The 12,623-nt window shown below is 38.0% G+C and carries 20 protein-coding genes; 10 read left to right on the forward strand and 10 right to left on the reverse strand.

What is annotated here, in order from left to right; genetic code table 11:
* Window positions 1–16 precede the first annotated feature (16 nt).
* Together SACI_RS02305 and SACI_RS02310 are read right to left on the reverse strand one after the other, a co-directional pair.
* Window positions 17–337, reverse strand: coding sequence for a hypothetical protein (locus tag SACI_RS02305; RefSeq protein WP_015385437.1), 321 nt, complete (start codon window positions 335–337; stop codon window positions 17–19).
* Complete coding sequence (locus SACI_RS02310; protein ID WP_011277386.1) at window positions 334–687, reverse strand: hypothetical protein; 354 nt, start codon at window positions 685–687, stop codon at window positions 334–336. Before SACI_RS02310 ends, SACI_RS02305 begins: the two co-directional genes overlap by 4 nt.
* 119 nt (window positions 688–806) lie before the next feature.
* Between SACI_RS02310 and SACI_RS12310 the strand changes: the two genes are divergently transcribed.
* Entirely contained in the window at window positions 807–941 is a 135-nt protein-coding gene (locus SACI_RS12310; RefSeq protein ID WP_015385439.1) for a hypothetical protein, read from the forward strand.
* A gap of 33 nt (window positions 942–974) precedes the next feature.
* Here the strand turns inward: SACI_RS12310 and SACI_RS02315 are convergent, their stop codons facing one another.
* Window positions 975–1,211 (reverse strand): winged helix DNA-binding protein, encoded by a 237-nt coding sequence (locus SACI_RS02315; protein ID WP_230937882.1) that lies wholly within the window; start codon window positions 1,209–1,211, stop codon window positions 975–977.
* A 173-nt stretch (window positions 1,212–1,384) separates the two neighbouring features.
* Here SACI_RS02315 and SACI_RS02320 point away from each other — a divergent pair, with 173 nt between their 5' ends.
* The 3 genes from SACI_RS02320 (at window position 1,385) to SACI_RS02330 (ending at window position 3,133) form a co-directional block, all read left to right on the forward strand.
* Window positions 1,385–1,675, forward strand: a complete 291-nt coding sequence (locus SACI_RS02320) for a hypothetical protein (protein WP_011277388.1) — start codon at window positions 1,385–1,387, stop codon at window positions 1,673–1,675.
* Window positions 1,672–2,238, forward strand: a complete 567-nt coding sequence (locus SACI_RS02325) for a hypothetical protein (protein WP_011277389.1) — start codon at window positions 1,672–1,674, stop codon at window positions 2,236–2,238. Before SACI_RS02320 ends, SACI_RS02325 begins: the two co-directional genes overlap by 4 nt.
* Before the next feature lie 595 nt (window positions 2,239–2,833).
* The gene (locus tag SACI_RS02330; protein WP_011277390.1) at window positions 2,834–3,133 is read left to right on the forward strand and encodes a MarR family winged helix-turn-helix transcriptional regulator; all 300 of its coding nucleotides are present in this window, start codon (window positions 2,834–2,836) and stop codon (window positions 3,131–3,133) included.
* A gap of 9 nt (window positions 3,134–3,142) precedes the next feature.
* On the opposite strand, the gene SACI_RS02335 is transcribed toward SACI_RS02330, so the two are convergent.
* Window positions 3,143–3,430 carry a helix-turn-helix domain-containing protein gene (locus tag SACI_RS02335; protein WP_011277391.1) on the reverse strand — a complete coding sequence of 96 codons (288 nt, stop codon included), beginning with the start codon at window positions 3,428–3,430 and terminating at the stop codon, window positions 3,143–3,145.
* 361 nt (window positions 3,431–3,791) lie between these two features.
* Here SACI_RS02335 and SACI_RS02340 point away from each other — a divergent pair, with 361 nt between their 5' ends.
* On the forward strand, window positions 3,792–4,241 hold the full coding sequence (locus SACI_RS02340; protein WP_015385440.1) for a hypothetical protein: 450 nt from the start codon (window positions 3,792–3,794) through the stop codon (window positions 4,239–4,241).
* A 2-nt stretch (window positions 4,242–4,243) separates the two neighbouring features.
* On the opposite strand, the gene SACI_RS11795 is transcribed toward SACI_RS02340, so the two are convergent.
* The gene (locus tag SACI_RS11795) at window positions 4,244–4,411 is read right to left on the reverse strand and encodes a hypothetical protein (RefSeq protein WP_011277393.1); all 168 of its coding nucleotides are present in this window, start codon (window positions 4,409–4,411) and stop codon (window positions 4,244–4,246) included.
* 88 nt (window positions 4,412–4,499) lie between these two features.
* Between SACI_RS11795 and SACI_RS02345 the strand changes: the two genes are divergently transcribed.
* Both SACI_RS02345 and SACI_RS02350 read left to right on the forward strand, forming a co-directional pair.
* Complete coding sequence (locus SACI_RS02345; RefSeq protein WP_011277394.1) at window positions 4,500–4,805, forward strand: hypothetical protein; 306 nt, start codon at window positions 4,500–4,502, stop codon at window positions 4,803–4,805.
* Between the two features lie 31 nt (window positions 4,806–4,836).
* Window positions 4,837–6,141 (forward strand): RNA-guided endonuclease InsQ/TnpB family protein, encoded by a 1,305-nt coding sequence (locus tag SACI_RS02350; RefSeq protein ID WP_011277395.1) that lies wholly within the window; start codon window positions 4,837–4,839, stop codon window positions 6,139–6,141.
* Here the strand turns inward: SACI_RS02350 and SACI_RS02355 are convergent.
* Entirely contained in the window at window positions 6,138–6,347 is a 210-nt protein-coding gene (locus tag SACI_RS02355) for a MarR family transcriptional regulator (protein ID WP_011277396.1), read from the reverse strand. The genes SACI_RS02350 and SACI_RS02355 overlap by 4 nt on opposite strands.
* 51 nt (window positions 6,348–6,398) lie before the next feature.
* On the reverse strand, window positions 6,399–6,692 hold the full coding sequence (locus SACI_RS02360) for a winged helix-turn-helix transcriptional regulator (protein WP_011277397.1): 294 nt from the start codon (window positions 6,690–6,692) through the stop codon (window positions 6,399–6,401).
* Between the two features lie 739 nt (window positions 6,693–7,431).
* Here SACI_RS02360 and SACI_RS02370 point away from each other — a divergent pair.
* Window positions 7,432–8,262, forward strand: a complete 831-nt coding sequence (locus SACI_RS02370) for a hypothetical protein (protein ID WP_011277399.1) — start codon at window positions 7,432–7,434, stop codon at window positions 8,260–8,262.
* Window positions 8,263–8,507: 245 nt separating this feature from the next.
* Here the strand turns inward: SACI_RS02370 and SACI_RS02375 are convergent, their stop codons facing one another.
* Entirely contained in the window at window positions 8,508–9,044 is a 537-nt protein-coding gene (locus tag SACI_RS02375; RefSeq protein ID WP_011277400.1) for a hypothetical protein, read from the reverse strand.
* A 24-nt stretch (window positions 9,045–9,068) separates the two neighbouring features.
* Window positions 9,069–9,407, reverse strand: coding sequence for a hypothetical protein (locus SACI_RS02380; protein WP_015385441.1), 339 nt, complete (start codon window positions 9,405–9,407; stop codon window positions 9,069–9,071).
* Window positions 9,408–10,295: 888 nt separating this feature from the next.
* Here SACI_RS02380 and SACI_RS02385 point away from each other — a divergent pair.
* On the forward strand, window positions 10,296–11,003 hold the full coding sequence (locus tag SACI_RS02385; protein WP_011277402.1) for a hypothetical protein: 708 nt from the start codon (window positions 10,296–10,298) through the stop codon (window positions 11,001–11,003).
* On the forward strand, window positions 10,996–11,844 hold the full coding sequence (locus tag SACI_RS02390) for a hypothetical protein (RefSeq protein WP_011277403.1): 849 nt from the start codon (window positions 10,996–10,998) through the stop codon (window positions 11,842–11,844). Before SACI_RS02385 ends, SACI_RS02390 begins: the two co-directional genes overlap by 8 nt.
* A 155-nt stretch (window positions 11,845–11,999) precedes the next feature.
* On the opposite strand, the gene SACI_RS02395 is transcribed toward SACI_RS02390, so the two are convergent.
* Window positions 12,000–12,584, reverse strand: a complete 585-nt coding sequence (locus SACI_RS02395) for a hypothetical protein (protein ID WP_011277404.1) — start codon at window positions 12,582–12,584, stop codon at window positions 12,000–12,002.
* Between the last annotated feature and the right edge of the window lie 39 nt (window positions 12,585–12,623).

Raw genomic sequence — 12,623 nt, forward strand, 5'->3', positions numbered from 1 at the left:
TCAGTCCTCTAGATTGTTACTCATCTGGCTCACCCCATCCGTCAAACGTTATACCCTGATTCTCTTCTTCCCTTAGTAGTTCTCTTCTATGTCTCTGATAGTAGTTATATAGCTTCAAAACATGTTTGCAGAGCATCCCATATGAAGATGCCTCACAAGAGCACGAAAACCTTAACCAAGAACCGTTAAGTATGAGCATAGTATGATGATATAGGCCGTCTCTACTTTCACTCCTTATATCAGCACTTATCTCTATAACGCCCTGCTGGTCCTTCATCACTTTTAAGATATTAATGTCTTTATGTGGTTGGGTCCTTATCGTAAGTTGATTGCTCACTCTTCCTCACCCTCAGCCTTAGCCTCCTTTTCTAATTCTGCTGAAACTTCTAACAGCTTCTTTGCCTTCTCTTTCAAGAGCTTTGCTAAGAATTTCTTCGCCTGGGTGTTATCGTTTACCAGCTCTAATACCCTGTCATCAGATAAATGAATAGCCCCAGAGGCTAACTTGTAGTAGGCTGGCTTACTTAATTCCCCAGCCTCGATCAAGCTCCAGAAGTAGTCCTCAAATGCTGTAAAGATCTCTTCCCTTTCCTCCTTAGTCAAGCTCGAAATCGCATATAAAAAAAGATCAGAACTTTGCTCCCCTTGGAACTGGGGAGTTTTCCTCTCAACTACTTGGGTGGACATTTTTGTATTACCTCTATCTTCTATTGTAGAAGGTGGCTTATAAATCTTTTGTCTTCTATTATAGAAGGTAGATTTCACTTTCAGTTAAGCGTCTTATGTCTTTAATCCTTTTGTATAATATGGTGACGAAGGACTACTACTTGGGGGCGAAGTATGTTATCCTAAGATTAAGGGAAAGCCTAGCAACAAAATTAGACGATAAGACTTATATGATTCTGGAAGAAGAGTTGACTAAAATTGGAAAAAGAGCTTGACTTGAAGTTTTACTTTTCTGAAAAACATTATGATTAACGGATTTGGGTAAGCTTTTCAAATCCTATCTCTTTCATGAGCTCTAGTAACTTCTTTCCCTTGTCTGTGAGAGACACGAGCGTGCTCCTCCCTTTCTCTTCGTACTTTATTAGGCCCAGCGCTAGCAAGTTCTTCTCGATCGTATTGTAATATATTCCAGTGCTGACATTCGCCGCCTCCCACAGCTCACTGAGGGTTCTCGGCTCTTCTAACGCTAGTAGTACCCTGTACAAATGTTCACACCTTAAGGGGTTTGAAAGATCCCTAGGCATATTTCCTCTACTATTTACTAATGTGTAACTCATAGTTCAGATACTTTTTCATACGCCATAAAAAGTTTTGAGTATATCATGTATTATAAAATTTTTATAATATTGCTTCTATAGTAGAAAATAAGGAAGTGAAAATGAGAGAGTTGAGTAACCCAGTGAGATGTGTTCACCTATACCTTATCTTGAAACATGTTCAAAGCGAAATATCGTTAAATGAACTCTATACGAAGACGAGGATCGCGTCTAGTGCTTTCTATTACACTGTCATACCAACAATGCTAAAATTAGGCTTAATTGAAATAAGCTACGAGAATAGGAAGAAAATCATAAGGCTCACCGAGAAAGGAAGAAAGCTCCTGGAGGTCCTTAACGATATTGAGTTCGAGAAGGTAATAGCAAAAGAGGCTTTGGTTGTAACGCCATGACGCCCCCTACTCCTTCTTCTTCTAATAATAATATTATGAATAGTATACTAGTTAGGTCAGAGAAGATAGCGAAGATGTTGCTCAGGCTAGTTCAAGGGCCTGCATTAGCTAGAGAGTTAGCACAACTGATAAACACAACGTCAAACGAGGTCTACCCCAGGCTGGAAAGGTACATCTTTAAGGGGCTAATACAAAAGGCCAGGACAATCAACAGGCTCAACATTTATTCTTTGACTGAAAAAGGGAAGCAGCTGCTATTTCTTAGCAAGGGGTCTGACTTTGAGGAGGTAGTAAAGAAGGCTGAGAAGAAATTAGGAAGGAACCTGGACGAGGAAGAGAAAGAGGTTCTAAGAGTATTTTACGAAGAGAAAGGGTACATTGAGGCATCATCGACTGAGAGCGTTGCAGAGAAGGTCTACTATAAACTGAAAGGAAAGGTCAAGCTGTACAGGATTGAGCAGATACTAGACGATCTGACCAGCAATCACATTATTTTCGGGTTCAGGCCTAACAAGAGAAGCCTTGTGATGAAGGCCAAACTCGATAGGGATCTCTTGCACTAGTTCTTTTACGTTAAACAAACACCTAATTCTATGCACTCTTTTTCTCACTTTTGTAATAAAAATTCAAAGTACGTCATTCTTTCTCGCTAATTCAGTTAACTCCCCAGTTTATATGAAAGAAATAAATTGAATAAAAGTGACATAGATCCTATCTTTTTTGTAAAAACTCCCCAGTTAAATGAGAAAAATTATAACTGAAACAAATACAACTACTATTATTACTACTACTAACTGAAAAACAAACAAAACTCAAACAAACAAACACAAACTTTTACACTCATTTTTACGCTTGCTAATTTACTATAATTATTAGACTAATTCAATTTTTTACATTTTTTAGAAATTTTTTAATGACGTTAAGATGACGTTAGGGCTCCGTCAAGCCTTAGAGAGCCTGGGCCCAAGGCTACTTAACTGTGCCAATGGCCAAACTGTGAGTAGTAGTTAATAATGCTAGCTGAATTTCTCTCAGTAAACTGGGGAGTTTTCCTTAGGGCTTGAACCACAGATGTGACCATTTTCTCTGCCCTCGGTAGATATGGCCTAAACTTTAAGATTTATTAACATTATATGTATTATGTAGAGTGGAACATCCATGGAAATCAAGATTAATGAACAGCTCTTCGAGTTGTTATCAACAGAAATGAAGTTCGTCTTGTACGTAGGGCTGTTGAAAGAGCCCACCTTAAGCGAGCTTAGGGATGCTACTAGGGCGAGCTGGAGTACAGTGCACAACATTGTCCCTAAGCTACAAGGCTTGGGCCTGATAGAGGTCCAGGAAGAGAAGACGAGGGTAAAGAGCGTAAAGAAAATAGCCAAACTAACAGACAAGGGCCGCATGGTCTTTGAGAAGATTCTAGAGTTAAACCAGCTCCTCTCAGAAGACAAAGCATGAATAGGCGTCTTACGAGCTCGATAAAGACTTCGAGGCTTTTTTCATTTCGACGATCCTTTCAATCTCAACTAATAATTGAGCGACCTCTTTCCCGCTCTCTGTCAATATTACGAACCTGCGGCGTGGGAACGAGTGCTCTCTTTCTTCATTAACGAGGCCTAACTTAATCAAATGTTCTAATGAGGGGTTAAGCACAGAAGTGGACGAGTGTGAGGCGTCAACCAGCTCTCTAGCTGTCATCTTGTCCTTCTTTAATAATGCCTTGAGAATCCTCTGCTCTACTTCTGACAGCTCCATGTATTATGTATTGGTAATCGTTACTTTTGAAAATATGTAAGTAGTTTCGTTAACCGTTAAACGAAACATTTCTAATTAGTACCGGCCGATCCTGGATTAGGACTGAAGCAACTCATTGATCATTAATATGTGCTTTATGATGTCTACTCCTTTCTTGGTGACCTTAACTAGTTTCTTCTCTGTCCCTACCGAAGTTTTGGTGACAAAAAGACGACAAGCCTCGCCCTTTTAAGGCGGGGAGGAGGTCAGCTTGAATGTCAATAAAATGACAGGGATGACAGTGTAGGGACAAACGGAAAGGACGAAGTTAAGGAAACAGAAACAATCAAAATCCTTTAATTGAATATAAGATGTGATAGTAATGGTAGAACAAATAATTGAGTTTCCGGACGTCATGAAACAACACGAGACATATACATTACCAGATGTCATCACGGATCCTGACGGCAAGCCAATAATGTACCCTAAGGAAGAGATAGGTAAAAACCCAATAGTGGTCAATAGGAAGAACTGGAGGCTATTTGCAAACTTCGACCTTGTACGGAGTAAAGGCAAAGAGATAGTGGTCAGAATCAAGACGACCGGGCAATTAGTGAGAATACGTGACATGGATGCGGCGACTGTAATGTACTACGTCGAAAGGATAAAGCCTGGTGCAACAGTGCATGAGGCTATAACTTATGATATCCAAAAAACTATCGAGGAAACTGGTGATTTTGAAGAAGACGGCGAGTTTATGTTCTATATGTGGCAGTTGTTCGTCGTTCTCTCATACCTCATCCAATACGGCGTCCTCATCCTCGTCAAGTGATTTCATCCTTTTTTTACTCTCTTATAACATAGCATAACGTCACCATCCTTATTCTCTACGCTTAGGACAAACTCGTCGTTTTCAGAGATACCTAATGCCCTCACTACATCTATTGGCACATTTAAGTAATAGGTCACGTGGTTTCCACTTTTGTATACTCTGATTTTCATAAGTCAAATGTGTACACAAAATTATATAAGTTTTATCACCGAAAGCTTTTTATTTGTGTACACAAAGTAGAATTTTGGTGAACACGGAATGTCCGTAGAGTTCAACTTAACCCTTAACCAAGTTAAGGTAAAGGGAAGTGTCTTTTCTCTAAACCCCTACTCTTTTGAAGCGATAAAGAGGTGGTATGACAAGTTCCTAAAGTGGTGTGAGAACTATGACGTCATGACGTACTGCCAGAAGGACATGGAAGAGGAGGTAGAGTACTTAGCTGAGGCTTTCAGACTGTTAGCCCCTAAGAGCTTAGAGGAGGCTGAAGAATATTTCGCCGTCTTGGAAAGGGCTTACGACTCTACTGAGGGTAAGATAAAGGAAGTGTTTGTTAGGGCTATGTAAAGGTTTTTTGAGGAGTAATGGGCGAAGGAAAGTGAAGAGGAGTAATATAGTTAGACTAGTTGTCTCGAAGGACGTGGGCAAGAAGTTGAGGGAGCTAGCAACATGGACTGCCAAGTGTTGGAACGAGGTTAACTGGTTGAGGATGCAACAGTTCAAGGAAGGGAAGATGGTGGACTTTAACGACACTGAGAAAGTAGTGTACGCTAAATACAAGGAGTACTTAAAGGTAAATGCCCAACAAGTGTGTAGGAAGAACGCCGAGGCATGGCGTTCCTTCTTCTCGCTAATGAAGGACAAGAAAGACGGTAAGTTGCCTAGCTGGTTTAAGCCTAGACCACCAGGGTATTGGAAGGATAAACGTGGTAGCTACAAACTGTTAATACTAATCAGAAATGATAGGTATACAGTAGACGAGAACGCTAGAACAATTTATCTGAAGGACTTTGGGTTAACACTTCACTTCAAAGGCAAGCTTAAGTGGAAGGGCAAACAAGGAAGGTTAGAGATATTCCATAATGGACTACATTGGTGTGCATCTATACCAGTTGAGGTGGAGGTTAACGCTAAGCCCAAAGGTAATGGTATAGCTGGAGTAGATTTAGGTATTGTTAACTTGGCTACTGTAGTGTTCGATGATAGCTCGTGGGTGTTGTTCAAAGGTGGTTCTGTACTATCAGAGTATGAGAACTACTCTAGAAAGATTGCAATTACGCAGAAAAAGTTGTCATTGCATAAGCAAGAGAGGAGTAAGAGGTTGAAGGCGTTGTTTCTAAAGAGGAAGAGGTTCTTAAAACACGTGTTGAACTCTATGGCTAGGAAGACTGTAGAGACTGCTTACGAGAAAGGAGTATCGATAATTAAGGTCGGGTATCCCAAGGAAATATCAAAACACCACGGGAATAAGCTCACTGTAAACTTCTGGAACTACAACTACGTTATTAGGAGGATGCAAGAGGTCTCAGAGGAGTACGGCATCAAAGTCGAAACGGTGAACGAGGCTTATACTTCAATTGTGTGTTCCCTATGTGGGGAAGCCCATGAAAATGGGCGTATACACCGTGGTTTGTTTAAGTGTCCCCACATAGGGAAAGTCGTTAACGCAGACTTGAACGGGGCGATAAACATCCTACATATCCCCAAGTCCCGAGGAGGGTGGAGTGAGGGTAACTCCACCAAAGGGATAGGGGTAAAATGGCTGAAGACCCAGCCAGTGGTCTACCACTGGACGAGCGGAGCGGGGTGGGTGTTTAAATCACCCACTAGCTGTGAAGCGATGGGAATGAAGGTGGTGAACCACAGACCTGTGAACCGCCCTAGGGGAACCCTCACCCTTTAGGGCGGGGAGGAGGTCAGCTCCACACTAACTAACCCCAACCCCTCTAACTGTCTGACGTATTTTGTTATTGTGCTAGCACTCATCCCGCCACTCTCTTTAATTAGCTGCGAGACCGTGGCTTCGCCAAGCGAATATATGAGCAGTAATAGCCTCAACGGGGGTGAGAGTAACAAGTCGAGGTTCTTGCCAATTTTGGTTCGTTCCATACTATTTACTGTTTATGTACCATGTTAAAAGTGTTTACTCTTCTCTGTTCCTTAATTTTCTAGGAGGCTATATATCTCGTCTAGCTTCTTCGCAACTACCTTTCCCTTTCCTGTAAGATATAGGAAGCGCCTCCTTGGGAACACTTCTTCCCTCCTCTCTTCTACAAGTCCAACCTCGATTAATTCACGTAGAGCGGAAGTGACAGAATTTGGACTAGAACGTGTCTTCTCAATGATATCGCTCAGGGCGGTCCCGTCGTTTTTCAGCAGAAACCTTAGAACCCTCTGTTCTATCTCACTTAGTTCCTTATGCCTTATACTCATTTCAATTACTAATCTACTCATAATACCTTAAAAGCTTTATGCTTTACGTAAAACATTTTTACATAATACATAAATTGAAATGTTTAAAAACTCGTGTTCGATAAAGCTCCTATGGATCTATATAAGCATAAAATTATATTTGTAACTATTTATTCGCTACTAGAATCTATAGTTGCTTGTATACTTTTAGGACAACAATTTCTTCATTTCGTAACGTCTGTCCTTAACCCAATAGCGATATCAGTAGAAACTTATGCTAATATCGTCGTTTTCTACGCTCTAATTATCGGTGGCCTATTTATCCTTTTTTGGCCTATTAATTTCATCTTTCTTGAGATAGGCTTTAAAATAGCAGATTGGATCCAAGACCGATACCCATGGTTTTTTTAAATAGAGAAAAATCATAATCACCAACGTTTCTAAGGAGTTTAGCTAGCTACAGTCTTCTAGAGAAATTAGAGGGCATAATTTATGAAAAACAACTTTACAGTTTATATTTGATTTTTAACTTAAAGAATATTAGAGGTGAGTTTTCATTGGTAGCAGTAATCCAGATCCTCCTAGGATAGTCAGAAGGGCAGTAATTAGGAAGATTATAGATACTTTTCTACCAAACTTTCTACAGGATATTCTAAAGCAGTCAAACGGCCAACTGGCTTACATTAGAATAAATAATCGTAGTAAAAATGATGATTATACTGCAGAGTTTATCAAAGATCGTAATCTAGGCATAGAAAAAGTAAAAATAAAGCGGTCAGTTGTGGACGATCTCTCAAAAGGTATACAAGGAGTGCAAGTAGCTCAACTAAGTATCGTATATAATAATGGAAGCCTTACTAAAGTTACTAATTGTAATAATCAACCTAATTGTAACAACATTGAAATCAAACTTGAAGATATCGAGAATTATGTTACTGAGGACTTCTTCTTGAACTTGCATCACCTGAATTATGAACTTGACATGTTAGTAAACTTGATCTTTAATCCGAATGTTCAAAAGTATTATGACATTCCATACGTTGGAAATGCGATGGTAGAATCTTACAGAACACATTTAAGAATGTTCTTTACGTTTTTTGGATATGATTTACAAGCACAAAGTCAACAGCAAATCCAGGGAGGACATTTTGATGAAGCTAGATGTGTTGATTATGTAGATTATCTTAACAGCTATAGGAATGTCTCACCTCAAATACCTATAGACATATGCGACATAACAACGAATACCAATTTAACTAGAGACCAAGTAGAACTGTTAAAGGCTAAATTAAACTTAGCAACTGAACATTTGTCTTACATTAGGTCAGAAATCGATAAAGACATTAGGGAGCCTGGACCGTACGAAATATTAATTGCAATAAAAAGTATATGTAAGAAGATGGACGTGTTTTATAATAATATTTTAAATAATTACATAAATACTCTCATTAACGTGAACTCATTAATAGTGAAGTGGCAGGCGTTATTGCAGAGAGCCACAGGTTTGCCAACTGACCCTCCACAATCACCTAACCAATGGATTCTTACTACCTTAGAGGGCAATATTAATATCCTTAGGGGCTACATACAAAAGCTAGGCGGAAATTGTTAGCTTTTCACTATATCCTTGCTCCTCTATACCCTTAAAAATTAGCATTTTTGGCTTTAAACACTTCTCGCATTGGGGTTAATGGGTTACTTAATTTACAGGCTTACCCAAGGCAAGCTTTGATAATTTCAGACAGCCCATCTATAAGTCTACGTCCTTAAATTTATGTTACAAAGTGACGAAAGCCTCGTCCTTTAGGGCGGGGAGGAAGTCAGGCTATAGAAATTAGGATAATATGAAAAAGGTATCTATTTCCATGAGATTCTACATAAGACGAAATTTCTATTGTCAATAAACGAGATAAATTTTTCTTTTCCCCATGTGAATAGAACATCGTGACCCTTAACATTATTTATGTTTATCGGTATTGACCAACCAGGATCAAATATGATTCCATGGGCCACAACTGTATTATTTTTTAAATCTTTTCCTCTTATCTCAAATTTTGCTAAACAACCCAAAATTAAAGTTTTACCTATTTTACTGACAATGTTTTTTGATATGATCATATCTTCCATAGTGACTATGTCTACGTGATCGAATGACAAGCAGTAGCTTGACGCAATCAATCTTAGATTCTCTGGAACCCTGAATTCTGTTTTTACTTTTTCAGTTTCAGTAAAAGGAAGTAAATAGAAAGTAAAATTTATCTTTTCCTTTGGCGGTAGTGATTTTAAAAGTGATGTTAGGAAGGAATCCTTACTTATAATTAATCTATCTATGGCTGTGTTGAGAATAGAAAGCCATTCCTCATTTTTTTCTGTTATTTCATCCAAGGTTTCCATATTACATCCCTATTCCACATAGTGCTAAACAACCAGGAGCTGCTCCAAACCTGACTTCCGCTCTTGCCCAAGGTACTTTACCCTCATTCTTTTGCAACTGTTCGATAGCGGAACCTTTTCTGATGGGTAATATCTGTTATCTGTATCTATACAGCGTAAATGGAAACCTTCTTCCTTTAGGCTATCAGGTAATTTAAAGCCGTATATTTCAGCAACCTTTAGTGGATCTTTTACGAATTCAGACCTTAGACTCGGATTAGCTGACAATTGTCTATCCAGTTCAAACAATGGGGTGAAGTCGATTTTACTCATTTGCACAAACATCATCCTAACTTTTTCCTTTATATTTTCCTCTTGTTCCATAAAGAATAATCTCAATAACATATATTAAATTATCGTAGGTGTCATCCCTACCATAGACAACCAGCTTAATGAATATCATTAATCTGTAACGGAGTCCTCCTTCTCGAAGTATTCGCCTTTCTGGTCTTGCTCCCAGAAGCTAACCAACTCCAACTTTCTCACCTTCATCCCTTCACATGCGTATTACTTTCAACTCACGAAGAGATAGGGAACACCTACGCTTCCGCTACACTTTGCATGCCCTCTCTTCTCTACATTAAGACGACATAATATAGAGTATAGTTAACTCCCCAGTTAACTGAGAAAAATAAAATGTAAAAGTCTGCTTTGGTCCTGTCCTATATTCAATTAACTTATCAGTTTCTGTAAAAGTAACTGTAAACTGAAACAAATATAACTAACACTATTACTACTACTTAATCTAAAACTCTAAAACAAAAACTCAAACTTTTACACTCTTTTACATTTAGGCTAAAGATTTGCTAAAGTCTTGCTAAATTGCACTTTTAGATTTATTTTTGAGAAAAAGTTTAGAAAAAGCGATAAGAAGGAGGCTCACAAAAAGGCATTTGGACCCAGCTAGAGGAGTATAGGCTATGGGTAAAATCTGCTACTTGTGCATGAGTAGTAGTAAATAATAGTAGTTGAATTTCTCTCATTTAACTGGGGAGTTTATTCAGTTTATCCCACGTCGTCAGTTTGAGGATAGGATCCTTCCTTACTTTTACGTCCCATTTTTCAAAATTGTAGCTAAAAAATTAAATTAAGTTTCAGCTGCAGCTGATATGAGTTTAGATTTCTCTCGATTGATAAAGAAGTTTTTACAATTATTATTTTTTAAACAAAGCATAAGACATAAATAGTTAGGTTACATCAAGTTAACTTAGAATGTCTTTAACAGTAGAACTTAGGAATTCTATTGAGCAAGTTTACTTGTTTAAGCCAAGTGGAGTACAATTACGGTCATTGGGGATTCCTCAAGACTATGTAAAAAAGGTAGATGAAGAGATAAAGAAGTTACTTGACGATGAGGAGTTAAAGAACGGCACGTTAGAAGTGATGTCTGGTCTGTTTAGCTATTTAACGACACTAGATATTGACGATCTTACTAAGATAGAGGACTTCATGAAAAAATACCCAGCGAAATTACAACAGCTTGATAATCTTTATAAATTATTAGAGAACCTCCCTGCTGAGGAGTATAAGGAGTATTGGCTAGGCAAATATTATGGGCTACTGGACAAGCTTGTGAAGGCGAAAGAGGAGTTCATGAGGACCATTGAAGAGAGGGAGGGGGTTAACACCATAATGGAGTTCTACTACAAGGTCTTCCTAGGACTGTTAACTGACCTAGTAGAGAACATTAGGCGTTACGAGACAGTAGAAAGGTTAAAGGCTAGAGATGACGCAAAGCTGAGAGCTTTAATGTCAACGACAAATACTCTCATATTTGTTCTTTCTTACCCCATAATTGCATACTTGGAGGGGGATAAATTAGATTATGAAATCCTAACTTACCTGATAACCATTTTTGCTAAACCTTCCACAATTAAGGATAAGTACAGTGAGATTATAGGTGAGGCACTTTTTGGATAAATGTTTTGCATTAGACACAAATATACTCCTTGATTACTTCTATGACTTTATGGATAAGAATAGGCATCTACAAGCCGAAAAACTAGTCAAAAGTTTGAAGGGTAGGTCCTCCGAGATTTACATACCCAATACAGTGAAGACTGAAGTTCTTGAAATAACAGCTGGGTCCTTTGCAATATTAAGAAATTCACTTATATTGGAAATGCAGAAGATTAATTGGGATAACCTCTCTATAGAAGAACGAGATAAAGCACTAGATAGGATTAGGGATAACTTTGATGAGCTGTTTGAGAATACACGAAAGAAGCTTTATCCTGATACTACTCCAGGCATCAGGTTGTTCCTCGCAAAGAGGCTTTTCTCTAAACTTCGTAATGAGCTTATAAATAGAAGGCTGTCAGAAATTAAAGATTTTGTACTTACAGAGAATAGGATAAAAGATTCAGAAGAATATTTAATTCGCAGAATATCTAATGAGTTTTCATTATTTCCTAGTTTAATATCTATCAGTAGTTCTTCTGAAGAGCTTATGAAGTTGAATATATTTATGCGTGCGTTTGGAAAAGTAAAAAACATAGGCCTTATTGACTCGACACTCTTTTCTGAAATTTTTCTGGCGTTAAAGGGTGGTGTTTGTGAAAGTATAACTCTTATAAGCAATGACTATGACTTAGCCACAATAAAGGAATCTCTCTTAAATAACTTAAATGATTTCATAAAATCTAGCAGTAACAACGATCATAGGAATTACGCTGAAGAGATGAGGGACCTAATTCATTCTAATTTGAAAGTTGTAAAGCTAGAAGAAATATTAAATAAGCTGGCCTCATCACCTACATAACTGACCTCCTCCCCACCCTGAGAGGTCTCTTTCATTTCTTAAAAATATATCAGGTTAATAGTCGTTTTGGCACTTTTCATTACAATATGTGAATTTCGGCCAATTATATTCGTCTGCTAGTTTTGTTATGGTCTTTTCCTTTTCATCTTTTGTCTTCATAAAATTCTCGATATCTTTGCATTTTTTATCTCTCTGATTAATTGGCACATCTTCTTCAGGAAACAGAAGTAGTCGCCCTCATTGACCCTACTATATGACTTACGTATGTAATGCTCAGCTATGCATCTATCCCACATCACAAAGAAGTTTGGAAAAAGTATATGCAGTATTTTCGATGTAGCAGTTGGGCCAACTCCTTCTATATTATCCAGACGTCTGTATGCCTTCTTAATTATATCTTCATATTTTTCAAGATTCTCATCTTCGCATAGTCTTTTGTTAGAAAGGTCTTTCAATAAATCGAACTTGATATATCTTATCTCACTTGCAAGTTTATCTTCGCTTTCGCTAATGTCACTTGCACTTAAAACGTGCCAGCTCTGCAGGAATTTGATTAACTCCTGCGCTGCTGTTTTAGAGTTTACTTCATCATTCTCATTTCTAATTTTCTCTACAGCATCTAAGGCTCTAAAATACGCTTTATCATCACGTCTAAAACAACAACGCCATATTTTAAGATACTCCTTAAACTCTTCACAATTTGGTATATCGACTTTTTCAGAGCATTCCTCATTAGACATATATATAATTACAAAACTGAATTAATAAAATATACTGAG

Origin of the sequence: Sulfolobus acidocaldarius DSM 639, from assembly GCF_000012285.1 — an archaeon.
Taxonomy (GTDB): domain Archaea; phylum Thermoproteota; class Thermoprotei_A; order Sulfolobales; family Sulfolobaceae; genus Sulfolobus; species Sulfolobus acidocaldarius.

Coding starts and splice junctions, on each gene's coding strand:
- SACI_RS02310 (WP_011277386.1), bottom strand. CDS start 687: ATGTCCACCCAAGTAGTTGAGAGGAAAACTCCCCAGTTCCAAGGGGAG.
- SACI_RS12310 (WP_015385439.1), top strand. CDS start 807: ATGGTGACGAAGGACTACTACTTGGGGGCGAAGTATGTTATCCTAAGA.
- SACI_RS02320 (WP_011277388.1), top strand. CDS start 1,385: ATGAGAGAGTTGAGTAACCCAGTGAGATGTGTTCACCTATACCTTATC.
- SACI_RS02325 (WP_011277389.1), top strand. CDS start 1,672: ATGACGCCCCCTACTCCTTCTTCTTCTAATAATAATATTATGAATAGT.
- SACI_RS02330 (WP_011277390.1), top strand. CDS start 2,834: ATGGAAATCAAGATTAATGAACAGCTCTTCGAGTTGTTATCAACAGAA.
- SACI_RS02335 (WP_011277391.1), bottom strand. CDS start 3,430: ATGGAGCTGTCAGAAGTAGAGCAGAGGATTCTCAAGGCATTATTAAAG.
- SACI_RS02340 (WP_015385440.1), top strand. CDS start 3,792: ATGGTAGAACAAATAATTGAGTTTCCGGACGTCATGAAACAACACGAG.
- SACI_RS11795 (WP_011277393.1), bottom strand. CDS start 4,411: ATGAAAATCAGAGTATACAAAAGTGGAAACCACGTGACCTATTACTTA.
- SACI_RS02345 (WP_011277394.1), top strand. CDS start 4,500: ATGTCCGTAGAGTTCAACTTAACCCTTAACCAAGTTAAGGTAAAGGGA.
- SACI_RS02355 (WP_011277396.1), bottom strand. CDS start 6,347: ATGGAACGAACCAAAATTGGCAAGAACCTCGACTTGTTACTCTCACCC.
- SACI_RS02360 (WP_011277397.1), bottom strand. CDS start 6,692: ATGAGTAGATTAGTAATTGAAATGAGTATAAGGCATAAGGAACTAAGT.
- SACI_RS02375 (WP_011277400.1), bottom strand. CDS start 9,044: ATGGAAACCTTGGATGAAATAACAGAAAAAAATGAGGAATGGCTTTCT.
- SACI_RS02380 (WP_015385441.1), bottom strand. CDS start 9,407: ATGGAACAAGAGGAAAATATAAAGGAAAAAGTTAGGATGATGTTTGTG.
- SACI_RS02385 (WP_011277402.1), top strand. CDS start 10,296: ATGTCTTTAACAGTAGAACTTAGGAATTCTATTGAGCAAGTTTACTTG.
- SACI_RS02395 (WP_011277404.1), bottom strand. CDS start 12,584: ATGTCTAATGAGGAATGCTCTGAAAAAGTCGATATACCAAATTGTGAA.